This is a genomic window from Agrobacterium sp. NPDC058088, from assembly GCF_042885035.1.
Lineage (GTDB): Bacteria > Pseudomonadota > Alphaproteobacteria > Rhizobiales > Rhizobiaceae > Agrobacterium.
The window spans coordinates 972,050-994,494 of the sequence record NZ_JBHVSU010000001.1 but is presented as its reverse complement, the minus strand read 5'-3'; the positions used below and the strand labels follow the sequence as shown (position 1 = coordinate 994,494).

The 22,445-nt window shown below is 58.8% G+C and carries 21 protein-coding genes and 2 tRNA genes; 11 read left to right on the top strand and 12 right to left on the bottom strand.

What is annotated here, in order from left to right:
* Window positions 1-4 precede the first annotated feature (4 nt).
* The 5 genes from ACFVTJ_RS04955 to yajC form a co-directional block, all read right to left on the bottom strand.
* The gene (locus tag ACFVTJ_RS04955; protein WP_386905096.1) at window positions 5-463 is read right to left on the bottom strand and encodes a hypothetical protein; all 459 of its coding nucleotides are present in this window, start codon (window positions 461-463) and stop codon (window positions 5-7) included.
* A 125-nt stretch (window positions 464-588) separates the two neighbouring features.
* A complete protein-coding gene (locus tag ACFVTJ_RS04950) occupies window positions 589-1,434 on the bottom strand; it encodes a phytoene/squalene synthase family protein (protein ID WP_386905094.1) in 846 nt (281 codons plus the stop codon).
* A gap of 23 nt (window positions 1,435-1,457) precedes the next feature.
* The gene (locus ACFVTJ_RS04945; RefSeq protein WP_386905092.1) at window positions 1,458-1,850 is read right to left on the bottom strand and encodes an Mth938-like domain-containing protein; all 393 of its coding nucleotides are present in this window, start codon (window positions 1,848-1,850) and stop codon (window positions 1,458-1,460) included.
* A complete protein-coding gene (gene secDF / locus ACFVTJ_RS04940) occupies window positions 1,850-4,414 on the bottom strand; it encodes a protein translocase subunit SecDF (protein WP_386905090.1) in 2,565 nt (854 codons plus the stop codon). The genes ACFVTJ_RS04945 and secDF overlap by 1 nt, the downstream gene beginning before the upstream one ends.
* Window positions 4,415-4,493: 79 nt before the next feature.
* Window positions 4,494-4,841 (bottom strand): preprotein translocase subunit YajC, encoded by a 348-nt coding sequence (yajC, locus tag ACFVTJ_RS04935; RefSeq protein ID WP_386905088.1) that lies wholly within the window; start codon window positions 4,839-4,841, stop codon window positions 4,494-4,496.
* Window positions 4,842-5,048: 207 nt separating this feature from the next.
* Between yajC and ACFVTJ_RS04930 the strand changes: the two genes are divergently transcribed.
* Together ACFVTJ_RS04930 and fdhA are read left to right on the top strand one after the other, a co-directional pair.
* Complete coding sequence (locus tag ACFVTJ_RS04930; RefSeq protein ID WP_386905086.1) at window positions 5,049-5,921, top strand: ATP-binding protein; 873 nt, start codon at window positions 5,049-5,051, stop codon at window positions 5,919-5,921.
* 161 nt (window positions 5,922-6,082) lie between these two features.
* A complete protein-coding gene (fdhA, locus tag ACFVTJ_RS04925; protein WP_386905084.1) occupies window positions 6,083-7,273 on the top strand; it encodes a formaldehyde dehydrogenase, glutathione-independent in 1,191 nt (396 codons plus the stop codon).
* 90 nt (window positions 7,274-7,363) lie between these two features.
* Here fdhA and ACFVTJ_RS04920 read toward each other — a convergent pair whose 3' ends face one another.
* Window positions 7,364-8,026 carry a TetR/AcrR family transcriptional regulator gene (locus ACFVTJ_RS04920; protein WP_386905082.1) on the bottom strand — a complete coding sequence of 221 codons (663 nt, stop codon included), beginning with the start codon at window positions 8,024-8,026 and terminating at the stop codon, window positions 7,364-7,366.
* Window positions 8,027-8,139: 113 nt separating this feature from the next.
* On the opposite strand from ACFVTJ_RS04920, the gene ACFVTJ_RS04915 reads away from it, so the two are divergent.
* The gene (locus ACFVTJ_RS04915) at window positions 8,140-9,534 is read left to right on the top strand and encodes a cytochrome P450 (protein ID WP_386905081.1); all 1,395 of its coding nucleotides are present in this window, start codon (window positions 8,140-8,142) and stop codon (window positions 9,532-9,534) included.
* A 58-nt stretch (window positions 9,535-9,592) separates the two neighbouring features.
* Here ACFVTJ_RS04915 and ACFVTJ_RS04910 read toward each other — a convergent pair whose 3' ends face one another.
* The 3 genes from ACFVTJ_RS04910 to ACFVTJ_RS04900 all read right to left on the bottom strand — a co-directional run bounded on the left by ACFVTJ_RS04910 (window position 9,593) and on the right by ACFVTJ_RS04900 (window position 11,737).
* Entirely contained in the window at window positions 9,593-9,796 is a 204-nt protein-coding gene (locus tag ACFVTJ_RS04910; protein WP_080825055.1) for a DUF3126 family protein, read from the bottom strand.
* Window positions 9,797-9,937: 141 nt separating this feature from the next.
* On the bottom strand, window positions 9,938-10,762 hold the full coding sequence (gene cysE / locus ACFVTJ_RS04905; protein ID WP_386905079.1) for a serine O-acetyltransferase: 825 nt from the start codon (window positions 10,760-10,762) through the stop codon (window positions 9,938-9,940).
* Window positions 10,763-10,960: 198 nt separating this feature from the next.
* A complete protein-coding gene (locus tag ACFVTJ_RS04900; RefSeq protein WP_386905077.1) occupies window positions 10,961-11,737 on the bottom strand; it encodes an alpha/beta fold hydrolase in 777 nt (258 codons plus the stop codon).
* Between the two features lie 170 nt (window positions 11,738-11,907).
* Between ACFVTJ_RS04900 and ACFVTJ_RS04895 the strand changes: the two genes are divergently transcribed.
* A complete protein-coding gene (locus ACFVTJ_RS04895; protein ID WP_003495891.1) occupies window positions 11,908-12,153 on the top strand; it encodes a zinc-finger domain-containing protein in 246 nt (81 codons plus the stop codon).
* Between the two features lie 29 nt (window positions 12,154-12,182).
* Complete coding sequence (locus tag ACFVTJ_RS04890; protein WP_386905075.1) at window positions 12,183-13,364, top strand: FAD-dependent monooxygenase; 1,182 nt, start codon at window positions 12,183-12,185, stop codon at window positions 13,362-13,364.
* Between the two features lie 2 nt (window positions 13,365-13,366).
* Here the strand turns inward: ACFVTJ_RS04890 and ACFVTJ_RS04885 are convergent, their stop codons facing one another.
* A complete protein-coding gene (locus tag ACFVTJ_RS04885; protein WP_386905073.1) occupies window positions 13,367-14,554 on the bottom strand; it encodes a cystathionine beta-lyase in 1,188 nt (395 codons plus the stop codon).
* A gap of 376 nt (window positions 14,555-14,930) precedes the next feature.
* On the opposite strand from ACFVTJ_RS04885, the gene ACFVTJ_RS04880 reads away from it, so the two are divergent.
* The 6 genes from ACFVTJ_RS04880 (at window position 14,931) to ACFVTJ_RS04855 (ending at window position 20,108) form a co-directional block, all read left to right on the top strand.
* Window positions 14,931-15,953 (top strand): amino acid ABC transporter substrate-binding protein, encoded by a 1,023-nt coding sequence (locus ACFVTJ_RS04880; protein ID WP_386905071.1) that lies wholly within the window; start codon window positions 14,931-14,933, stop codon window positions 15,951-15,953.
* Between the two features lie 109 nt (window positions 15,954-16,062).
* A complete protein-coding gene (locus ACFVTJ_RS04875; protein WP_386905069.1) occupies window positions 16,063-17,259 on the top strand; it encodes an amino acid ABC transporter permease in 1,197 nt (398 codons plus the stop codon).
* Window positions 17,260-17,261: 2 nt separating this feature from the next.
* Window positions 17,262-18,419, top strand: coding sequence for an amino acid ABC transporter permease (locus ACFVTJ_RS04870; RefSeq protein WP_386905067.1), 1,158 nt, complete (start codon window positions 17,262-17,264; stop codon window positions 18,417-18,419).
* 12 nt (window positions 18,420-18,431) lie between these two features.
* Window positions 18,432-19,205, top strand: coding sequence for an amino acid ABC transporter ATP-binding protein (locus ACFVTJ_RS04865; RefSeq protein WP_386905065.1), 774 nt, complete (start codon window positions 18,432-18,434; stop codon window positions 19,203-19,205).
* A 303-nt stretch (window positions 19,206-19,508) separates the two neighbouring features.
* Window positions 19,509-19,583 (top strand) — tRNA-Glu (locus ACFVTJ_RS04860).
* Window positions 19,584-20,033: 450 nt separating this feature from the next.
* Window positions 20,034-20,108 (top strand) — tRNA-Glu (locus ACFVTJ_RS04855).
* 128 nt (window positions 20,109-20,236) lie between these two features.
* Here ACFVTJ_RS04855 and recJ read toward each other — a convergent pair.
* Complete coding sequence (gene recJ / locus ACFVTJ_RS04850; protein ID WP_386905063.1) at window positions 20,237-22,045, bottom strand: single-stranded-DNA-specific exonuclease RecJ; 1,809 nt, start codon at window positions 22,043-22,045, stop codon at window positions 20,237-20,239.
* A 95-nt stretch (window positions 22,046-22,140) separates the two neighbouring features.
* Window positions 22,141-22,365, bottom strand: coding sequence for a hypothetical protein (locus ACFVTJ_RS04845; RefSeq protein WP_386905061.1), 225 nt, complete (start codon window positions 22,363-22,365; stop codon window positions 22,141-22,143).
* Window positions 22,366-22,445 lie beyond the last annotated feature (80 nt).

Below are 22,445 nucleotides of genomic sequence, written 5' to 3'. Positions count from 1 at the left end.
CCGTTCAGGCGCCTGAGGGCAGCGGCCCTTCGTCGTGATGATCCTGCGCCTCCACAAGGCTGCCAAGCAGCCAAAGTGAAACCTCGGCCGCCTCTCCGGCGGATTTGAAGCGGTATGAGCCGCTATATTTCGGCATGTCGAAAAAGGTGACGACGAAACCATCGCCGGTTTCTAGACTCTCGACCCGGATGCGCTCGGGATAGATCATCACGCAGACATAGTGCGAACCCATGTTGCGCATGAAACCGGCCTTGTTATCGTGCAGCCGCACGAAAGCCGCGCCTCCATCCGCCGTCATGTGAAGGCTTCTGATCGCCTCATTGGGAAAGGCCCGGGCGAAATCCATGATCGCCTGCCCCACATCATGGCTGCTGTCCTCTTCGGTCGCCCGCGACATGCGCCAGGCATAAACGGCAAAGACAGAAAGCAGCACGAAAACGATAATCCAGATCGCCAAATTCATCCGGGACGCTCCCTCAGTACCGAAACCCCTCGATTCGCGACTCGAAACGACACGAACCCAATCTGGGTTCATAAAGCTCGAGGCTTGCGTGAAGTGTGGCTCGCGGCGACAGCCGCCTTGTGCGATCAGAAACGCTTGAGGAAAGATGCTTTCGCAAGTAGCGATTGCCGGCGAAGCTGCGACAATTGCAGATCGCCATCAAATACCCCCGCCCCCGCCTTTCTGGCGGCCGCGATGACCGGGCCGGACAAGGCAACGGGCAGATAGGCAGCAAAGAGATTTTTTGCGATCGTCGCGCGCCTTGCCTTCTCGATATGATCGAGCGCATGGGCGGCGAATATTTCCACAGCAATACCGATGCGCTGCCTGTCCTCACCTTCGAGAAAGGTTTCGCGATCGAGACCAGCCGCCGCCAGCATGTCGGCGGGGATATAGACCTGCCCACGTCGCCGGTGAAGCGGCATGAGCAGCAACATTCCGGCCATGGCCTGAGCCACACCCGCATGTCCCGCCGCTTCAGCACTTTGAGCGGCATCATCAGCGGAAAGCACCAGGCTTGCCAGCTGGATCAGGGCCGAGGCCGTTTCGCCGGAGTAACCCTCAAGTGCATTGCGATCCTCGAACAGATCGTCATAGAGATCGAAGATACGCGCCTCGATCATATTGCCGAGCACCGGGCGCGGCAGGCGATATTGCTCGATTGTGGTCAGAAGCGCTGCGGCAACCGGGTGGGACTGGCTGTCGCCGTGCGGATTGCCGTCGATAAGGTCGCGCCACCATTGCATGCGCACCTCACCGGGCAGCGCCTCGCGCACAGAATCGCGGATGCGGGCGATTTCGGCGTTGAAGGCATAAAGTGCGGCGAGAGAGTTGCGCTTGTCAGCCGGCGACAGAAGGCAGGCGAGATAGCGGTCACGATCGGTGTCGCGCAGCATCGCGAGGCAGACGTCGAGATTTTCTGTGGGTTCCATGGTTCCCCGCGCGCGAAACGCCTTCAGCCTTCGACGGCAATCAGCGCCGCGGCTACGGCGCGCGATTCCGAAAGCATGATATTATAGGTGCGCACGGCAGCCCCCGTGCTCATCGGATCAACCGAAATTCCCGCCTCCTTGAAGGCGGCACGCAATTCTTTCGACAAAATCCGCATGCCGTCACCAGTACCGATCAGCAGCACTTCGATATCCTGCGCTTCCGCCAGAACCTTTTCGAAATGCCCGACGGTCAATTCTTTCGCATCAACGGGCTCCCACCCGTAAATGCCCGAAGGCAACATGAGAAGAGAGCCGCGGTGCGACATGTCGGCAAAGCGGAACCCGCCATTGCCATAGGCATCTATGGGCGCCCGGCCGGGAAAATGGGCCGGGCGTATTTCAATCCCGCCGGCCATCAGACGGCAGGCTTGCCGCCGATGGCGTTACCGGGCTTTTCATCCTTCTCGTCTTCCGCATCCTTGTTATCGGGACGCAGTTTGAAGGCGATCAGCACCGGAGCGGCGATGTAGAGCGACGAGAACACGCCGATACCGACACCGAAGAGCATGGCGAAGGTGAAGGAGCGGATGACTTCACCACCGAAGAGATACAGCGACAGCAGCGCCAGAAGAACCGTCAGACCGGTGAGGATCGTACGCGACAACGTCTGGTTCAGCGATACGTCGATGATCATCGACAGCGGCATCTTTTTATAACGCCTGAGGTTTTCACGAATACGGTCATAGATGACGACGGTGTCGTTCAGCGAATAACCGATGATGGTCAGGATCGCCGCGATACTGGTGAGGTTGAATTCTATCCCCAGGAAGACGAACAGACCAATGGTGAAGACCACGTCATGCACCATCGAGATGACCGCGCCGAGCGCAAACTGCCACTCGAAGCGCACCCAGATGTAGACCATGATCGCCGTCATCGCGAGCAGGATGCCGATGGTGGACGTGTACGTAAGGTCTCCAGACACGGCCGGACCGACAACTTCCACGCGGCGGAAGTCGTATTTGTCCTCAAGTTCGCCACGCACCAGGGTGATGGCGGACTGTTCGGCATTTTCGCCGCCGTCCTGCGCCTGGATGCGGATGAGAACATCCTGCGGTGTGCCGAAATTCTGCGCCTGGATTTCACCGAGGTTGAGCTGGTTCAGGCGATCACGGATATCCGCAAGATCGGCCTCGCCCTGCTTGGCACGCACTTCGATGACCGAGCCACCCTGGAAATCGATGCCGAGGTTCAGACCCTTGGTCACGAAACCGCCAATGCAGGCAAGCATAACAGCGCCGGTGATCAGGAACACCACGCGGCGATAGCGCATGAACGGAATGTCGCGACCGTCGAACATGGCGGTGCGAACACCCTTCGGCAGGTGCTTCGGACGACTGCGGCGAACCCAGTAGCCGAACATCCACGCCGTCAGCGTATAGGCGGTGAAGACGGTGGTGATGATACCAACTGCGAGCGTCACGGCGAAGCCCTTGACCGGTCCGGTGCCCATGTAGAACAGCACGCTTGCCACGATGAGCGTCGTCAGGTTGGCGTCGATAATGGTCGCAAAGGCGCGGGTGAAGCCGTTATCCAGTGACTGGATCAGCGGTTTACCGCTTTTCACCTCTTCGCGTATTCGCTCATAGATCAGAACGTTGGAATCCACCGCCATACCAATCGTCAAGACGATACCGGCAATACCCGGCAAGGTCAGTGTCGACCCGATCACACTGAGGACGGCCAGAAGCATGACGACGTTGACGATAAGCGCGATATTCGCCAGCAGGCCGAAGAAGCCGTAAAAGACGAACATGAAGATGAGCACGCCAACGGCGCCGATGACGCTGGCCGTGAGGCCGGCGGTGATGGAGTCGTTACCAAGGCTCGGACCGACGGTGCGTTCTTCAACCACCGTCAGAGTGGCCGGCAGCGCACCCGCGCGCAGCAGAACCGCGAGATCATTCGCGCCCTGCACCGAGAAGCTACCGGAAATCTGTCCCGAACCGCCGATGATCGGCTCGCGGATGACCGGCGCCGAGATGACCTGATTGTCGAGCACGATGGCGAAAGGCTTGCCGACATTCTGCTGCGTCGCCTGCGCAAAGCGCTGCGCTCCGCGGCTGTCGAAGCGGAAGGTAACGACAGGCTCATTGGTCTGCTGATTGAAGCTTGCCTGCGCGTCGACGAGATTGTCACCGGAAACGAGCGCGCGCCGCTCCACCAGATAAGGAACCGGCGGATCGTCCTGCGAATAGAGAACTTCAGAAGTTGCGGGCGGACGGCCGTTCATCGCTTCCTGTACCGGCATCGTCGTGTCGACCATGCGGAAGGACAGCTTTGCCGTCTGGTTCAAAAGCGACTTCAGACGCTGCGGATCCTGAAGACCGGGCACCTGCACGATGATGCGGTCGGAACCCTGGCGCTGGATGAGCGGTTCGGTGGTGCCGACTTCGTCAACGCGGCGGCGCACCACTTCAATAGACTGTGAAACGGCCGAAGACAGGCGGTAATCGATGCCCTCATCCGTCAGATTGAGACGCAGCAGATTGTCGCCGCCGTCGTTCATCGTGACTTCGGTGATAGAGCCGCCGACCAGCGTTCCGGCGGACACCGGCTGCGTCAGATCGCGAAGTGCGGTCTTGGCGGCTTCCATCTGCGCTGGATCGCTGATGCGAACCTGGACGAGCTGGCCGTTACCGGTAAGCCCCGAATATTTGATGTTGGCGTCGCGAAGCTGCGTGCGCACATCGCCCACGATCGTTTCAAGCCGTTCCTTGACAATATCGGAACGCTCGATCTTGAGCATGATGTGCGAGCCGCCCTGAAGGTCGAGACCGAGCGTTACCTTGTTGTTCTTGTACCAGGCAGGCATGCCCTCCAGCTGTTTGTCCGTAAACAGGTTGGGAGAGGCGATAACGACGCTTGCCAGCACAAGCAGCCAGATGAAGACTGTTTTCCAACGGGAAAAATGAAGCATTTCGATCTCGGTCAAGGTTGGGGTCGCGCGACGCGCAACCCGTCAAAATTCGGAAGCAGGCATCGGTTGTCCGACAGGATCAAGAAGCGGCTTCCGTCTTGACCACTTCGCCCTTCACGCGCACTTCGGCGATATAAGCGCGAGCAGCACGGATTTTCACGCCTTCGGCGATTTCGACTTCGAGTTCACTGTCATCGATGACCTTGGTCACCTTGCCAACGATGCCACCGCCCAGAACGACCTGATCGCCACGGCGAATATTGGTCAGCGTCTCCTGGCGCTTCTTCATCTGCGCGCGCTGCGGACGGATGAGGAAAAAGTACCAGACGACCATAAGCGGCGCAAACAGGAAAAGCATTTCCAGGCCGGAACCGAAGGCCGATGCGCCGCCCGTTGCGTCCTGGGCAAAAGCTTGACTAATGAACATATAAAACTCCTCAACGATTACGGCACGACCTCGTATGCCGCCCCAGCTTTCAAGCCGCCGGAATATAGTGGGGAACGCCGGGATTGCAACAGATGCAGGGCCCTCGCCGTACCGATTCCGGACCTCTTAACCTTTATGGTGCGGAAACGCCATGCTAGGCCGGTCGCAAAACAGCGTTTTGAACACCAGACAAGCGGAAGAAACACCATGATTCGAGAAGAAACGGCCTCCCTGCTTCTTTCAGAGCTGCGCCGGCTCACCATCGCCGTGGAACGTCTGGCCGGCCCCGCGCCCGCCGTAAATGACTGGAATGCGGCGGATTGTTTCGTCTGGACGCCAGCCAACTCCTTTATCCAGCCGGTTCCCCGCCCCAACCGCATCGCGCTGAAACTCATCCGCGGCGTCGATCATGTCCGTGATATCCTGCACGAAAACACGCTGCGTTTCGCGGAGGGTTTTGCCGCAAACAACGTGCTCCTGTGGGGTGCGCGCGGCATGGGCAAGTCTTCGCTGGTGAAGGCCGTTCACGAAGATGTGCGTGTAGCAAGCGGTGTTTCGCTCAAGCTGGTGGAAGTGCACCGCGAGGACATCCACACCCTGCCTGCGCTGCTCGACATTCTCAAAGCCTCCGGCCAGCGCGTCATCGTCTTCTGCGACGATCTATCCTTCGATCATGACGATACGGCCTACAAGTCGCTCAAAGCAGCGCTTGACGGCGGCATCGAGGGTCGTCCAGACAACGTCCTCTTTTATGCGACCTCCAACCGTCGTCACCTTCTGCCGCGCCACATGATGGAGAACGAACAGTCCACCGCCATCAATCCATCGGAAGCGGTGGAAGAAAAGGTATCGCTCTCCGATCGCTTCGGCCTGTGGCTCGGTTTCCACAAATGCGGTCAGGAAGACTATCTGACGATGATCGACAGCTATGCCACGCATTTCGATCTGGGTCTCGACCGCGAAACACTGCATCACGAGGCGCTGGAATGGGCGACAACCCGCGGCGGACGCTCGGGCCGTGTGGCCTGGCAATATATTCAGGACGCCGCCGGCCGCCTCCGAAAACCGCTCGACAGATAACGCCACCGTGACGCCAGGCGAAACGCAGTGTCGTTACGACCACACCGCGTGTCGTATTCCCGAAGGCCACATCTCCCCTCTCATGGTTTGCTGCACCCACGGAGTCATCCTGCCGCGGAGGAGCGGACAGGTACGGTGTTCAAACCATGGAGGAGATGGATATGAGCAGGAACAGAGGCGTCGTCTACATGCGGCCGGGTCAGGTCGAAGTCCGCGACATTGACGACCCCAAGCTTGAGGCCCCGGATGGCCGCCGCATCGAGCACGGTGTCATTCTCAAGGTTATTTCCACGAATATCTGCGGCTCCGATCAGCACATGGTGCGCGGGCGGACAACGGCTATGCCGGGCCTTGTTCTTGGCCATGAAATCACCGGCGAAGTCATTGAAAAAGGCGTCGATGTCGAGATGCTCGAAATTGGCGACATCGTCTCCGTGCCGTTCAACGTCGCCTGCGGGCGTTGCCGCTGCTGCAAGTCGCAGGATACCGGCGTCTGCCTGACGGTGAACCCTGCCCGCGCCGGCGGCGCTTACGGTTATGTCGATATGGGTGGCTGGATCGGCGGACAGGCCCGTTATGTGACGGTCCCCTATGCCGACTTCAATCTTCTGAAATTTCCCGATCGCGACAAGGCGATGTCGAAGATCCGCGACCTCACCATGCTCTCGGACATCTTGCCGACCGGTTTCCACGGCGCGGTCAAGGCGGGCGTTGGCGTCGGCTCCACGGTTTATGTGGCGGGCGCCGGCCCGGTCGGTCTTGCAGCCGCCGCCTCCGCCCGCATTCTGGGTGCGGCCGTCGTCATGGTCGGTGATTTCAACAAGGATCGCCTTGCGCATGCGGCACGCGTCGGTTTCGAACCCGTAGACCTTTCCAAGGGCGACCGGCTGGGCGATATGATTGCCGAAATCGTCGGCACCAACGAAGTCGACAGCGCCATCGATGCCGTCGGTTTCGAGGCGCGCGGCCATTCCGGCGGCGAACAGCCGGCCATCGTTCTCAACCAGATGATGGAGATCACCCGTGCCGCCGGCTCCATCGGCATTCCCGGACTTTACGTTACCGAAGACCCCGGCGCGGTTGATAATGCTGCAAAGCAGGGCGCGCTGTCATTGCGCTTCGGCCTTGGCTGGGCAAAGGCGCAGTCCTTCCACACCGGCCAGACACCGGTGCTGAAATATAACCGTCAGCTCATGCAGGCCATTCTGCACGATCGGTTGCCGATTGCCGATATCGTCAACGCCAAGATCATCGCGCTCGATGATGCCGTGCAGGGATATGAGAGCTTCGATCAGGGTGCCGCCACCAAGTTCGTGCTCGACCCGCATGGCGATCTGCTGAAGGCCGCTTGATCTAGCCAACACTTCTTCCAGAGAAAGAAAGCGCCCGCAGCGATCTCGTCGCGGGCGTTTTTCTGGCTTCCATGTCTCCGACTGGAGATATTACATTTCACTTTTAGCAAGCGCGTCAAGCGCGGCAATCGCCTCCGCCGAGAGGTAGGGCCTGAACAGGCTGGAGACCTGCTGCAGCCCCCACTCCAATTGCTGCGGTCCGAACTCGCTGACACCTTCCTGCAGAGTGAGATAGGCCGCCCAATAGGTCGACACGATCCACAGATTGGTCAAAACCGCGTTGCGCTCACTTTCGGGAATAGTCACCAGCCCCGCTTTCTGCATGCGCCCGATGATGTCTGCGACGGCAAGCCGCATCGCGGCGCTTATCGTCCTGACCGGCTCCACGAGCCCCGGCGCAAGCGCAACCAGACCAACGAGATCACGAAATAGAAAGCGGTAGTTCCACACCAGCGAGAACCATTGCCGCAGGAAACCGGCATAGGTTTCCGCTGCCCCCTCATCCGCCCCATCGACGGTTGCGACCAGTGCCACCGCATCGGCCTCGAAGCGCGCAAACAGGGCAAGAACCAGCAGCTCCTTGGTACGGAAATGGTAATAGAGATTGCCCTCGTTAATCTTCACCGATTCGGCAATCTCCGCGGTCGTCACGCGGTCCGGGCCGCGCCCGTTGAAGAGATCGAGAGCGGCATCGAGAATCCTGTCGCGCGTAGAGGATCGCGATCGCGCCGGTCGTTTTGCATCATTGCTCATTGTCGAAATCGCATCCCGCCGTTGAAATTTAAGGTGGCCACCTTAAATTATTCAAAATAAGGTGTATACCTTAACAGCCAGTTGTCACTGTTCAACGAGCAAAGGACCAGCAGATGACCGAAACCGGCCTTCGCACCCCGTCCAACGATACGACCGGGACGCAACTTTTATCGAAACTCGCCACCGCGCGTCTCGCCATTTCCCTAATCCGCAATCCTTTGAAGGCATTGCCGCCGGAGATTTTCAGCGAACCGGTGGTCTTTAACCGCCTCGGCGGAATCATGCGGGTTCATCTGGCCGATCCCGCGCTGATCCACGAAGCTCTGGTAAAGAACGCCCCTCTGCTCGGTAAGGGTGAGGATGTACGCCGGGCGCTCGGTCCCGCGCTTGGGCAGGGTCTACTGACAGCCGATGGCGATCACTGGAAATGGCAAAGGCAATCCGTCGCTGCCGCTTTCCGCCATGAAAAGCTGCTGGAGTTGCTGCCCGTCATGATCGAGACGGCACGACGCACTGAAACGCGCTGGCGTTCATCTTCTACCGCCGACATTGATATCGGCCATGAAATGATGCGGACCACCTTCGACATCATCGTCGAAACCATGATGTCCGGCGGATACGGCATCGATATCGGCCGCGTGGAACAGAGCATTACCGATTACCTTAAGCCGACTGGATGGACCTTTGCGCTCGCCATGCTGGGCGCGCCGGAATGGCTGCCGCATCCGGGTCGACGCAAGGCGCGCGCAGCTGTTGATTATCTGCGCGCCAGCCTTGCAACGGTGATCGCAGGCCGGCGGGAAAACCCCACAGACAGAAACGATCTTGTCTCCATGCTGCTGGAAGCCAAAGACCCGGAAACCGGACGCATGATGAGCGATAAGGAAATCATCGACAATCTTTTGACCTTCATCACCGCCGGCCATGAAACGACGGCGCTCGGTCTTGCCTGGACCTTCCACCTTCTGTCGCAGAACGGGGAAACGGAAAGAAAAGTCGTCGAGGAAATTCAGGCCGTCACCGGCGGCGCGCCTGTCGCGGCCGAGCACATCGCCAATCTCACCTATACGAGACAGGTGTTTTCGGAGGCAATGCGGCTTTACCCGCCCGCCCCCGTTATCACCCGCACGGCGCTGCAGGATTTCAGGCTTGGCGATCACGACATCGCCGCCGGAACCGTTCTTTATGTGCCGATCTATGCCGTGCACCGACATGCCGCATTGTGGGACGAGCCCGAACGCTTCGACCCGTCGCGTTTCGAACCCGAGAAGGTGAAAGCACGCCATCGTTACGCCTATATGCCCTTCGGAGCCGGGCCGCGCGTCTGCATCGGCAATGCCTTCGCCATGATGGAGGCCGTGGCGATCCTTGCAGTTCTGCTGCAGACCGTCCACCTCGAAAACAGGTCCACCGCCACGGCGGAACCGTTGATGCGGGTGACATTGCGACCGCAGGAGCGGCTGATGATGCAGATCACCCACCGTGAAAACAAATCGCCCGCGGCGTAACCACCACGGGCGACTGTTTTATTGATGCGAAAACCCATCCGTCACCGGATGGTGACGATCACAGATCGACGTCGAGGATCGCCATGGAGAAGTTGTACGAGCGGTCGCCATCTTCGTCATCGATGTAGACGACACCGAGAAACTCTTCGCCCATATACACTTCGGCGGAATCGTCTTTGCGCGGACGCGCCTTGACAATCATCTTCTCGTTGAAGGTGCGCTTGAAATAGGCGTCGAGTTTTTTGATTTCGTCGGCTTTCACCAGTCTTCTCCTGTGCGGTTCGCGTTGGCCCGCTTTTGGCATGGGATAAAGGCCAAAGTAAAGTGAAAGCGGCAGGTCATCCGCGTCTTCCACACGGACGACAGTGAAAATGCCGGGCCTATCAGACCGTGACGGCGCTGGTCAGATATCAGCGCCGATGATTTGGTCCATGATGCGGGAAGGCTCGTTGCAACCGGCCTCGCCCACGATCTTCGCGGGAACGCCTGCGACAGTTGCGTTCGGGGGAACCGGCTTGAGCACAACGGAACCAGCCGCGATGCGAGAGCAGCTGCCGATTTCGATATTACCGAGAATTTTCGCCCCGGCACCGATCAGCACACCGCTACGGATTTTCGGATGGCGATCTCCTGTCTCCTTGCCGGTACCGCCAAGGGTTACCCCTTGCAGGATAGAAACATTGTCGCCGATGACGGCAGTCGAACCCACGACCAGCCCCGTCGCGTGGTCGAGAAACAGGCCTTTGCCGACCTTGGCCTGAGGGTTGATGTCCGTCTGGAACACGCTTGAGGAGCGGCTTTGCAGATAAAGCGCAAAATCGCGCCGACCCTTCGTCCAAAGCCAGTGCGCCAGGCGATGGGTCTGGATGGCGTGGAACCCCTTGAAGTAGAGCACAGGCTCCATGAACCGCGTGCAGGCGGGGTCACGATCGTAAACCGCCTGGATATCCACGCGAAGCACGCTGCCCCATTCCGGCCAGTCATCCAGCATGTCCGCGAAAGTCTGGCGCAGCAGAACGGCCTGCATGTCCGGGTGGTCGAGGAGCTCGCAAATCCGATAGATGACGCAGTCTTCCAGCGAGTGGTGATTGAGGATCGTCGAATAGAAAAAGGCGGAAAGCAGCGGGTCCTGAGCGGCGGCGCTGCGCGCTTCATTGAGCAGGCTGCCCCAGATCGGATCGACGATCGCCAGCTGTTCAGGCTGACGCGCCTCGGTACGTGCGACCATGAATGGTCTCCTCGTTTGCAGTGGTCATTCTTTATACAGAAAAAGACGCGCTTTAGAAATGGGATTCGAATGACGACTTTAAAGGCGGCAAGGCATCAGTTTTTCTTCATGCAGCTTGAAAAACTGTTTCTTGCCGTCTCAAGCATTGCCGCATGCCGCACCTAAACCCGGCTGCGCTTTTCCCGGACATGCTGTGCTTTAAAGCGAACGGTAAAATTCCAGAACCGCCGCCTTGAACACCCGGTCGCCGACGGCCAGCATGTGGTCACGGCCAGGAATGTCGATCGCCCGGGCGTGCGGCATGATGGCCGCGAGTTCTTCACCGGAGCCAGCGATATCGTCCTTCGTTCCAACCGCAATCAGCGTCGGCGCGTCGATCTTTTCGGCCTGTTCGCGGGTGACGAGAACACGCGATGTCGCGATACAGGCTGCAAGCGCCAGCCGGTCGCTTTTCGTTTGCTCGGCAAAGGCGCGGAACATGCGTCCGCGCTCATGGGTGACCACGTCGAGCGACGGGGCAAGCAGCGCATCGGCGATCGGATCCCAGTCGCCCACACCTTCCACCATACCGATGCCGAGCCCACCAAAGACCAGCGAACGGACCCGCTCTGGATGGGCCATGGCGAGGAAAGCCGAAATACGCGCGCCCATGGAATAACCCATGACATGCGCTTCCGCGATGCCGAGATGATTGAGCAGCGCTACCGCATCGCCGGCCATTACAGGGGGATAATAGGCTTCCGGATCATGCGGTTTGTCGCTTGCGCCGTGGCCGCGATTGTCGATGGCGATCACCCGGTAACCCGCCTCGCCCAGCGTCTTCACCCAGCCGGGATGCACCCAGTTGACATTGGCGCTGGAAGCAAAGCCATGGATCAGCAAAACCGGATCGCCCGCCGGATCACCCTCATCGAAATAGGCAAGACGAAGGCCGTCGTGGGAAAAATCTGAAAATTGCGGCGTATTGAGATTCATCAAGGACATCCTTTTTGCCGGACCATATGGCAGGAAAGCGCAAGATTGAACATGTTTTGCTGACGATTTTTATGGAGATGCAATGCGTTTGAGGCTACATATCCGCAACGACGAGCCAATGCGAGAAAACGGATTGCGGCTCGATAACGATATTGCATTTGGAGACGAACATGGCCGGGCATTCCATTCCCCACTTCCAGAACGATGGCGGACACAGCGTGATCGAGATCGGCGTCAAGGAATTCATGTGCACCGGCGCTTCCGTGCCCTTCGATCATCCGCACATCTTCATCGATATGGGCGACGACAATGAGAAGGTCTGTTCCTACTGCTCCACCCTTTATCGCTACAATCCGTCGCTGAAGGCCGAGCAGACCAACCCTCCGGGCTGCGTCTTCCATGTGAAGGCCGCCTGACCTTCCACTTTTTCTGATCGGGGCGCGTCATGCCCATGAAATCCGTAGCCATTGTCGGTGCCGGCATAGCCGGTCTCACCGCCGCCCTTGCTTTTGCCCGGCACGGTATCGACTGTGACATCATTGAACAGGCCGGCGAACTGGCGGAGGTCGGCGCTGGCCTGCAACTTTCACCCAATGCCGCCCGCATTCTCGCCGAACTCGGCGTGCTGCCCGAGATCGAGGCGCGCTGGACCGAGCCGGTCAGCGTCGATCTCGCCTCCGGAAAATCACTGACCACGCTATTGTCGCTGCCAATGGGTGCGGTGGCCCGCACGCGCTGGGGCGCACCCTACGGCGTGCTGCACCGCTCGACGCTGCAAAGCGCGCTTCTCCAGGCGGTGACACGAAATCCGCTCTGCCGTCTGCATCTTGGCAAGCGCATCGAAAACGCCACCGCCGATGTCATCGCCGCAACCACATTCCGCGATCACGATCTGATTGTCGGCGCTGATGGCGTCTGGTCGGCGGCTCGTTTTGCGGTGCCTTCCGCGCCCACCGCCACCTTCTCCGGCAATGTCGCCTGGCGTTTCACGGTGAGCGAAAACGATGTGCCGTCCGCCATCAACAAAAGCGCCGTCACCGCCTATCTCGGTTCGGGTGGCCATATCGTCGCTTACCCGCTGAAAGAAGTCGGCGGCTTCAACATCGTTGCCATCGCGCTCGGTGCCGATCCCGGCGCGACGTGGCGCGCCGAATCAAGCGGGCAGCAGAAAGCCATGCTGCTCGAACAATTTCGCGGCTGGAGCCCTGAGTTGCTGCGACTGCTGGAAAAAGCCCAGAAGCCCACCTTCTGGCCACTCTATCACGCCGGCCCAGGACGCTGGCATAATGGCCGCGATACCGTGCTGATCGGTGACGCAGCACACGCCATGATGCCTTTCGCCGCCCAGGGTGCGGCGATGGCGATTGAGGATGCATTCGAACTTGCGGGAACGATGGCGGGCAGTAGCGGCCAAAAGCCCCTGCCCGTGCCGCACGCCCTCGCCGCCTACGAAGCGCTGCGCCTGCCGCGAATAGAAAAGGCCCGCAAGCGGGCCTCTCTCAATCGTTTTGCCTATCATGCCACAGGTCCGGTGCGTATTGCGCGGGACTTGGTGTTCTCGACGCGCCCCTCGGAAGCCTTCCTGAAAGACTTCGACTGGCTGTACGGCTATCGCGCCAAAGGCTGAGGCTAAACCCCGGCCGCAGCCGCAAATCCAGCCTCAAGGTCCTTCTTGAGATCGGCAACGTCTTCAAGCCCGATTTGAAGGCGAATAACCGGACCTTCTGACGGGCCCTTTGCAATGGTCCTATCGACGAGCGACACCGATACGGCAAGCGATTCGTATCCGCCCCAGGAGTAACCGAGCCCAAAGAAGGTCAGCGCGTCGAGGAAGGCCGAGGCCACCTGCTTGTATTTGCCCTCCTGCGCCTTCAAGACGAAGGAAAACACACCGCTCGCGCCCTTGAAATCGCGCTTCCAGAGGTCATGCCCGGCAAAGCTGGGCAAGGCCGGATGCAGAACACGCACGACATCATCTCGGCCTTCCAGCCACCCCGCGATATCGAGCGCGCTCTTCTGATGATGCTCCAGCCTGATACCCATGGTGCGCATGCCACGCAGGATCTGATAGGCATCGTCAGAGGTGACGCAGATGCCGAGATTGGTATTGGCCTGATAGAGTGCCTTCCAGTGCTTTTCATTGGCCGAGACGAAGCCCATCAGCACATCCGAATGACCCGAAGGATATTTGGTAGCGGCGTGGATGGAGACATCGACGCCAAAATCCAGCGGCTTGAAATAAAGCGGCGTCGCCCAGGTATTGTCCATCGTCACGACGCAATCATGCCTGTGAGCGATGTCTGTGATCACCCGGACATCCTGAATCTCGAACGTGTTGGAGCCCGGCGCTTCCAGATGCACCAGCTTCGTATTCGGGCGGATCAGCGCCTCAATGCCTTCCCCGATCGCCGGATCGTAATATTCGATCTCCACCCCCAGTTTCTTCAGCATCGTGTTGCAGAAACGGCGGGTGGGGAAATAAACGGAATCAACGATCAAAGCATGATCGCCCGCACCGAGATAGGCGAGGAAAGGCACGGTGATCGCGGCAAGGCCCGAGGGCACGAGGATAGTTCCGAACGAACCCTCCAGCTCATTGACGAGACTGCAGAGCGCGTCCGTCGTCGGCGTGCCATGGGTGCCATAGGTATATTTCTGGTTCTCAGTCGAAAGCGTCTCTGCGTCCGGAAAAAGCACGGTCGAACCGCGCACGATGGGAGGATTGACGAAACCGAAACAGTCCGCGGGATCGTTGCCGCCATGGGTCAGGCGCGTATTTACACCTGCGGCGGAAAGCAGGTCATTTGTCTTGGTCATTTCAGATCAGCTTTCGAAGAATATTGACGCGTGCGACAATGCTGAGAGCCAGGGGCAAGGTCAAGCCCTGCAAAGAGCCGGAGGGCGGAGCAAATTGATCCATCATTTCACAGCATACAAAAAGTATACAAAATTCGTGCAAGTGCATTTTCTCGCAAAAATATGCTTATATTTTCACCCTTTGCACACTTCCCGACCAAAATCTGGAAAATTCCGTTTTATAGGCACAATTATTGTCTGCACGTCTTGACCCCGCTGCCAATTGCGATTGTGATAGAAAAAGCGGATCGAAAAGATCTTGCTGAAGGGGGAGCTGGGGTAAAACAAAAGATGCCGGTCCCCTTCCATCGACGATAACAAACAAAGGTTGGGAAAAATGAAAAAGGCAATTCTGTCAGCCGTGATCGGCGCAGCAGTTTTGGGAGGAGCCTCGGTCGCTTCGGCTGCGACGCTTCAGGACGTGAAGGGAAAAGGTTTCGTCACCTGCGGCGTCAGCGCTGGCATTCCGGGATTCTCCAATCCCGATGACAAGGGCGAATGGTCCGGCATCGACGTGGACTATTGCCGTGGTATTGCCACTGCGGTTTTCGGCGATCCTACGAAGGCCAAATTTGTCGCTCTTTCGAGCAAGGACCGCTTTCCCGCGCTCCAGTCCGGTGAAGTTGACGTTCTGACGCGTAACACCACCTGGACGATCAGCCGCGACACGTCGCTTGGCTTCAACTTCCGTACCGTCAACTATTATGACGGCCAGGGCTTCATCGCCAAGAAGAGCCTCAATGTGAAGTCCGCGCTTGAGCTTTCCGGCGCCGCTGTCTGCGTTCAGACCGGTACCACCACCGAGCTTAACCTCGCCGACTATTTCAAGACCAACAATCTGCAGTACAACCCCGTCGTTTTCGAAAAGGAATCCGACGCGACGTCTGCCTATGATTCCGGTCGTTGCGACGTCTACACCACCGACCAGTCCGGTCTTTACGCTATCCGTCTGAAGCTGAAGAACCCCGACGAAAACGTCGTTCTTCCGGAAGTCATCTCCAAGGAGCCGCTTGGGCCGGCCGTTCGCCAGGGTGATGACCAGTGGTTCGACATCGTCAGCTGGGTTCACTACGCCATGGTCAACGCCGAAGAGCTTGGCATTACCTCCAAGAACGTCGACGAGCAGAAGAACAGCGCCAATCCGGACGTGAAGCGCCTGCTCGGCACGGAAGAAGGCACCAAGATCGGTACCGATCTCGGCGTAACCAACGACTGGGCCTATAACATCATCAAGAAGGTCGGCAACTACGGCGAAGTCTTCGACCGTAACGTCGGCGCCGGCTCCCCGCTGAAGATCGAGCGTGGCCAGAACGCGCTGTGGACCAAGGGCGGCCTGCAATACGCACCGCCGGTCCGTTGATCCGCCTCATCATCGGCTAGATCACGACGGGAGGCTGGGCAACGCCCGGCCTCCATTTTAGAATTATATAAATAAGCTCGCAAAGAGCATATAAAAGGGAAAGGTGCCTATGGCAGGCAACGCGGTCAGTTCGCAACGATCGCGCGCGCAAAGCGCGTCGTCACTAATCTACGATCCACGTATTCGCGGCATTTTCTATCAGGTCCTGACAGTCGTCATCCTGGCCGCATTCGTCTGGATCATCGTGACGAATACGATCAACAATCTTCAACGGGCAAACATTTCATCCGGTTTCGGGTTCCTCAACGGACGCGCCGGTTTCGATATCGGCCAGTCGCTGATCGCTTATACCAGCGACGCGACCTATGGCCGGGCTTTGCTCGTTGGTATTCTCAACACGATCCAGGTTGCCTTTTTCGGCATCATCGCCGCCTCGATCATCGGTTTTATCGTCGGTATCGCGCGGTTGTCCAATAACTGGCTGATCTCGAAGCTCGCGCAGGCCTATGTGGAAATCTTCCGCAACATCCCGCCGCTGCTCGTCATCTTCTTCTGGTACAAGGGCGTCATCTCGGTTCTGCCGCAGGCTCGCGATTCGCTTGAGCTTCCGCTTGGAAGCTATCTTAACAATCGCGGCTTCTTCTTTCCGAAGCCCCTTTGGGGTGACGGCACCTGGCTCATCCCGGTGTCCTTCCTCGTCGCCATCGTTCTCAGCGTCTTCATTTACCGCTGGGCGAAGGCCAGACAGGAAAGAACCGGCCAGCAGTTCCGCACCGGCATCACCCTCACGCTCCTCCTCATCGGTTTGCCGCTCGCGACATTCCTGGCGCTCGGGGCACCGTTGACATTCGACTATCCGATCGCGGGGCGCTTCAACCTTTCGGGCGGCGCGGTCGTCGCACCTGAATTCATGTCGCTGTTTCTGGCCCTGTCCTTCTACACCGCCTCCTTCATCGCCGAAATCGTTCGCGGCGGCATCAAGGCGGTGGCGAAAGGCCAGACGGAGGCTGCAGATGCGCTTGGGCTTCGCTCCAGCACCACGACGCGCCTCATCATCGTGCCGCAGGCGATGCGCATCATCATCCCGCCGCTGACAAGCCAGTTTCTCAACCTGACGAAGAACTCGTCGCTTGCGGTCGCTGTCGGTTTCGCTGACATCGTCTCCGTCGGCGGCACGATCCTGAACCAGACGGGACAGGCAGTCGAAGTCGTTGCGATCTGGCTGGTCATCTATCTCTCGCTGTCCCTGCTCACGGCCGTGGTCATGAACTGGTTCAACGCGAAAATGGCTTTGGTGGAGAGATGACGATGACGATCAGCAACCACGCCTTCGTGCGGCAGACCATTGAAGAAGCCCGTCCTGCGCCATCAAGCGCGGTAGGGGTAACCCATTGGCTGCGCACCAAACTCTTCGCCACGCCCAAGGACACGGTTCTCACCCTCCTTGCCATCGCTCTGCTCGTCTATATCTTGCCGCCGATCATCGACTGGCTGTTTATCGACGCGGTGTGGACCGGCAGCGATCGTATCGCTTGCCTCACCGCTTCGCAGGGCGGTGCGCTGCCGGACGGCCAGTCCGGTGCGTGCTGGGCTTTCGTTTCGGCAAAGCTTGGACAGTTCGTCTTCGGCCGCTATCCGATCGACGAACGCTGGCGTCCTATCCTCGTGATGGTGACCTTCGCCATCCTGCTGATACCGATGCTCATTCCCAAGGCGCCGTTCAAAAAACTCAACGCCCTGGTGCTGTTCATCATCTTGCCCTTCATTGCGTTTTTCCTGCTCATCGGCGGCGTCTTTGGCCTGCCGAAGGTGGAAACGCAGCTCTGGGGCGGTCTGATGGTGACGCTGATCCTGTCTTTCTTCGGGATCACCGTCTCCCTGCCCTTCGGCATCCTTCTTGCGCTTGGCCGGCGGTCGAATCTGCCTGTGATCAAGATGCTCTGCGTGCTCTTCATCGAGATCATCAGAGGCATTCCGCTGATCACGGTGCTGTTCTTCGCCAGCATCATGCTGCCGCTGTTCCTGCCCGATGGCTGGACCTTCGACAAGTTCCTGCGCGCGCTTGTCGGCGTGTCGCTGTTCTCCTCCGCTTATATGGCGGAAGTGATCCGTGGCGGCCTGCAGGCCATTCCCAAGGGACAATATGAAGGTGCTGACTCGCTCGGCCTGAACTACTGGCAGAAGACGCGGCTGATCGTGCTGCCGCAGGCGCTGAAGCTCGTCATTCCGGGCATCGTCAACACCTTCATCGGGCTGTTCAAGGACACGTCGCTGGTTTCGATCATCGGCATGTTCGACCTGCTCGGCATTGTCACACTCAACCAAGCGGATGCGAACTGGGCCACGCCCGTCACGGCGATGACTGGCTATATCTTCGCAGGCTTCGTATTCTGGATATTCTGCTTCGGCATGTCGCGTTATTCGCTGTTCATGGAACGGCACCTCGACACCGGGCATAAAAGATAAGGGACGCTCAAAATGGCAGAAACCCAAGCAAAAAAACTGACCGTCTCGGCAACGGACGTGGCAATCGAACTCACCGGCATGAACAAGTGGTATGGTGATTTCCACGTGCTGCGCGACATAAACCTGAAGGTCATGAAGGGCGAGCGCATCGTCATCGCCGGCCCGTCGGGCTCGGGAAAATCGACCATGATCCGGTGCATCAACCGGCTGGAAGAACACCAGTCGGGCAGCATCGTCGTTGATGGTATCGAACTCACCAACGATCTGAAGAAGATCGATGAAGTTCGTCGCGAAGTTGGCATGGTGTTCCAGCACTTCAACCTCTTCCCGCATCTGACGATTCTCGAGAACTGCACGCTGGCGCCGATCTGGGTTCGCAAGATGCCCAAGAAGGAAGCCGAAGAAGTGGCGATGCACTATCTGAAGCGCGTCAAAATCCCCGAGCAGGCAAACAAGTACCCCGGCCAGCTTTCCGGCGGCCAGCAGCAGCGCGTGGCGATTGCCCGCTCGCTGTGCATGAAGCCGAAGATCATGCTGTTCGACGAGCCGACCTCGGCGCTCGACCCGGAAATGGTCAAGGAAGTGCTCGACACCATGGTCAGCCTCGCCGAAGACGGCATGACCATGCTGTGCGTGACCCACGAAATGGGCTTTGCCCGCCAGGTCGCAAACCGCGTCATCTTCATGGACCAGGGCCAGATCGTCGAACAGAATTCGCCCGCCGAATTCTTCGACAATCCGCAGCACGAGCGCACCCGGCTTTTCCTCAGCCAGATTTTGCACTGAGCCGCAGATCAATACGCATATCGAGCGGGGCCATTTCGGCCCCGTTTTCGTTTTTGGATACCCGCTGGAATCGCCAACTTCATGTACGAGCGCGCAGGTCCCGACTTTTTGATTCCATTGTTCGCGGGGCACAAAAAGCAAAAAACCGGGCGCCACATCACAGTTTAACCATTTGTTACGAAACAGGAATCCTTGTTTCTCAGGGTATCTGGCGGCCGATGTCATTTTTTTGTCAAATCATGCATTTTTCCGCTTGCAGACCTTCAGGAGCCTGACTATAAGGGCGCCACACCACAAGCGCACGCGCCCTTCGTCTATCGGTTAGGACGTCAGATTTTCATTCTGAAAAGAGGGGTTCGACTCCCCTAGGGCGTGCCACTTGCCTTCGTGTTTTTCCCTTTCAAAAATATAAAGCAGCTTCGCAAACCGCGAATTTGTCACGTGTGATCGATGCGTCGGAACCGATTGCCGGTCGGCACGTTAGAGTGCTGTCCCCCCGATGGAAGGCAAGCCGGATGAAGCGCCAGAGGGCAAATCGACCGGCTTGCCTTTCCCCTTACAGCCCAACAAAATCTCCATTCTCTCCAGCGGCCAGCGGCTGCCGGCTAAGGGTCGGAGAAGCCTGCCCCGGACCTTCCACGCGACATGGAGGCATTACCGGCGCACAGCGATAGCGGCGAAATTTCAAGGCCTTGGCCGGATCCAACGCAGTTTTCCACAGACCTTCGGGCTTCCGTAAAAAAACTCGTCGCGAAGCGAGAAAAATCAATTTTTCCGCTTGCGGAGCAACCGGAGCCTGACTATAAGGGCGCCACACCACAAGCGCACGCGCCCTTCGTCTATCGGTTAGGACGTCAGATTTTCATTCTGAAAAGAGGGGTTCGACTCCCCTAGGGCGTGCCACTTGCTTCTCTCTTAAAATCAGTAGTCTGCACGAAACTCTTCACGCATTGCGTAAAGACGCCCACATGCATGGCGCTTCCACGTGCAAGGCCTCGCTTCCATAAAATTGAAGATCGTTCGCGGGCCCCTCAGGGCGCGAAAGCCGCGTCCAGAACGCGCAGCTGCACGCGCCTCTGGCCCTGCCAGAGATCGGCGCCCACGGTGCCTGCGACGTGAATGTTCCTGCCACGCGCATTCAGCAGCATCTGCCCCAGAGGCGCTTCTGCAGCGCGAAACGCGATACCGTCCAGCCGCGATCCATCCATGGCTTCCAGCGTGATCTTGACGTGGGCTGTACCCACAAGCCGGACATCGCGCAGGCGATGCGCCGGCACGGCAAAGATCGGCTGCGAGTGGCCTGATCCGTACGGACCGGCCTGTTCCAGCTGGTCGACAAGCTGTAATGTCGCACCCGACGCGCCGATAGCGCCGTCGATCTTCAGCACGCTGCTTTCCACCAACTCATTCACGGTCTTTGCGGCCGCTTCCTCGAAGAAAGCCCTGAGCTTACCGAGATTGGCGCGCTCCACGGTCAGTCCGGCCGCCATGGCATGCCCGCCGCCCTTGACCAGCAAACCAGCCTCCACGGCGGCGCGCACCATGCGGCCCATATCGAAACCGTTGATCGAACGGCCGGAGCCGGTGCCCTTGCCGGAAGGATCAAAAGCAATGGCAAAAGCCGGGCGCCGAAAACGGTCTTTCAGGCGCGAGGCGAGCAGACCCACAATACCCGGATGCCAGTTTTCGCGCGCAGTGACGATGACGCCAGCACCGGAGCCGTCGCCATATTCGAACAGCGCCTCCGCCTCGGCCTCCGCCAACATGGCTGCTTCCATGGCCTGCCGCTCGCGGTTCAACTCATCCAGCCGCTCGGCAATCACCTCGGCCTGCGAGGAATCATCAATCGTCAACAGACGGCTGCCGAGCGCCGCATCGCCGATACGGCCGCCGGCATTAATGCGTGGTCCGATCAGGAAGCCGAAATGATAGGGCGTGACGGGTCCGCCCAAACCCGCCTTCTTGAACAGCGCAGCGAGACCGGCATTGTTCATGTGCCGCGCGGCAATCAACCCCTTCACCACATAGGCGCGGTTCAGCCCCTTCAGCGGCACCACGTCACAGACCGTCGCAAGCGCGACGATATCAAGCAACGACAGCAGATCAAGCGTGAAGGCCTGCCTGTTGCGCCTGTCCTTCAGCAGCCGCAACGTGGCGACCAGCACGAGGAAGACAACGCCCGCCGCACAGAGATGCCCCTGCCCCGAAAGATCGTCCTCTCGGTTGGGATTAACCAGCGCCACGGCCGGCGGCAGTTCCGTGCCGACCTGATGGTGATCGATCACCACCACATCCGTTCCTGCATCCCTGGCAGCCTTCAGCGATTCATGGCTGGTGGAACCGCAGTCAACCGTCACGATCAGCGTCGCGCCATTGGCGGCAAGTTGCTGCATCGCCGCCGGATTTGGCCCGTAGCCCTCGAAAATTCGGTCGGGAATATAGATCTCAGGCGTCAAACCGAAATGTGCAAGAAAGCGATACATCAAGGCGGACGAAGCAGCGCCGTCGACATCGTAATCCCCGAAGATCGCCACCTTCTCACCTATCTCGATGGCCCGCACCAGCCGCTCGGCGGCCTTTTCGCAATCGGTCAGCACATGCGGATCGGGCATCAGGGAACGAATGGTTGGATCGAGGAACGCCAAGGCGTCATCGACACCCACACCACGCCCGGCAAGAACACGTGCGATCAATTCGGGAATGGCGTGGATCTGGGACATGGCCAGAGCGCGGTTCTGCCCGGCCTGATCCAGCCGCGATACCCAGCGCTGTTCTGTCGCCGACCGCTCCACGCTTAAAAATGCGCGGGCCACCGTATCGGCCGGCTCCAACATTGCCATTCCGTCCATTCGTCCTGTTGTGCGCCTGATCGCGCTTTTAGAACGGGCTAAATGGCGATGGCGTGTTTTTCAAGCAAAAACGCGCATATGAAGATTCAGACCGAAAAAATCGAGAAAAACGGGCTGACGATCGAGACAGCACCAACAAGCAGCAGCAAAGAGAAGACGGCGAGCGAACACCAGTTGCGCTCATGCTCTCCCATATCGAATTCCATCGTGCGAATATTGTCATTCGCATTGTGAGGCCGCGCCCGGTGATGGGCGGCCACAGCGGCTGCGCGCTTATTGTCCTTGAACAGGATGATCGATGTCACGGCCACGCCTCCCTCGCTTGGTGAACAGACTTAACCATAGTGCCGAATCGCCTTGTTTTCCAGTATTTCCGACACCCTCCCCCGAA

Excerpts from the sequence above, each read along its gene's own strand:
- ACFVTJ_RS04955 (WP_386905096.1), bottom strand. The coding sequence starts at position 463 with ATGAATTTGGCGATCTGGATTATCGTTTTCGTGCTGCTTTCTGTCTTT.
- ACFVTJ_RS04950 (WP_386905094.1), bottom strand. The coding sequence starts at position 1,434 with ATGGAACCCACAGAAAATCTCGACGTCTGCCTCGCGATGCTGCGCGAC.
- ACFVTJ_RS04945 (WP_386905092.1), bottom strand. The coding sequence starts at position 1,850 with ATGGCCGGCGGGATTGAAATACGCCCGGCCCATTTTCCCGGCCGGGCG.
- secDF (WP_386905090.1), bottom strand. The coding sequence starts at position 4,414 with ATGCTTCATTTTTCCCGTTGGAAAACAGTCTTCATCTGGCTGCTTGTG.
- yajC (WP_386905088.1), bottom strand. The coding sequence starts at position 4,841 with ATGTTCATTAGTCAAGCTTTTGCCCAGGACGCAACGGGCGGCGCATCG.
- ACFVTJ_RS04930 (WP_386905086.1), top strand. The coding sequence starts at position 5,049 with ATGATTCGAGAAGAAACGGCCTCCCTGCTTCTTTCAGAGCTGCGCCGG.
- fdhA (WP_386905084.1), top strand. The coding sequence starts at position 6,083 with ATGAGCAGGAACAGAGGCGTCGTCTACATGCGGCCGGGTCAGGTCGAA.
- ACFVTJ_RS04920 (WP_386905082.1), bottom strand. The coding sequence starts at position 8,026 with ATGAGCAATGATGCAAAACGACCGGCGCGATCGCGATCCTCTACGCGC.
- ACFVTJ_RS04915 (WP_386905081.1), top strand. The coding sequence starts at position 8,140 with ATGACCGAAACCGGCCTTCGCACCCCGTCCAACGATACGACCGGGACG.
- cysE (WP_386905079.1), bottom strand. The coding sequence starts at position 10,762 with ATGGTCGCACGTACCGAGGCGCGTCAGCCTGAACAGCTGGCGATCGTC.
- ACFVTJ_RS04900 (WP_386905077.1), bottom strand. The coding sequence starts at position 11,737 with ATGAATCTCAATACGCCGCAATTTTCAGATTTTTCCCACGACGGCCTT.
- ACFVTJ_RS04895 (WP_003495891.1), top strand. The coding sequence starts at position 11,908 with ATGGCCGGGCATTCCATTCCCCACTTCCAGAACGATGGCGGACACAGC.
- ACFVTJ_RS04890 (WP_386905075.1), top strand. The coding sequence starts at position 12,183 with ATGCCCATGAAATCCGTAGCCATTGTCGGTGCCGGCATAGCCGGTCTC.
- ACFVTJ_RS04885 (WP_386905073.1), bottom strand. The coding sequence starts at position 14,554 with ATGACCAAGACAAATGACCTGCTTTCCGCCGCAGGTGTAAATACGCGC.
- ACFVTJ_RS04880 (WP_386905071.1), top strand. The coding sequence starts at position 14,931 with ATGAAAAAGGCAATTCTGTCAGCCGTGATCGGCGCAGCAGTTTTGGGA.
- ACFVTJ_RS04875 (WP_386905069.1), top strand. The coding sequence starts at position 16,063 with ATGGCAGGCAACGCGGTCAGTTCGCAACGATCGCGCGCGCAAAGCGCG.
- ACFVTJ_RS04870 (WP_386905067.1), top strand. The coding sequence starts at position 17,262 with ATGACGATCAGCAACCACGCCTTCGTGCGGCAGACCATTGAAGAAGCC.
- ACFVTJ_RS04865 (WP_386905065.1), top strand. The coding sequence starts at position 18,432 with ATGGCAGAAACCCAAGCAAAAAAACTGACCGTCTCGGCAACGGACGTG.
- recJ (WP_386905063.1), bottom strand. The coding sequence starts at position 22,045 with ATGGCAATGTTGGAGCCGGCCGATACGGTGGCCCGCGCATTTTTAAGC.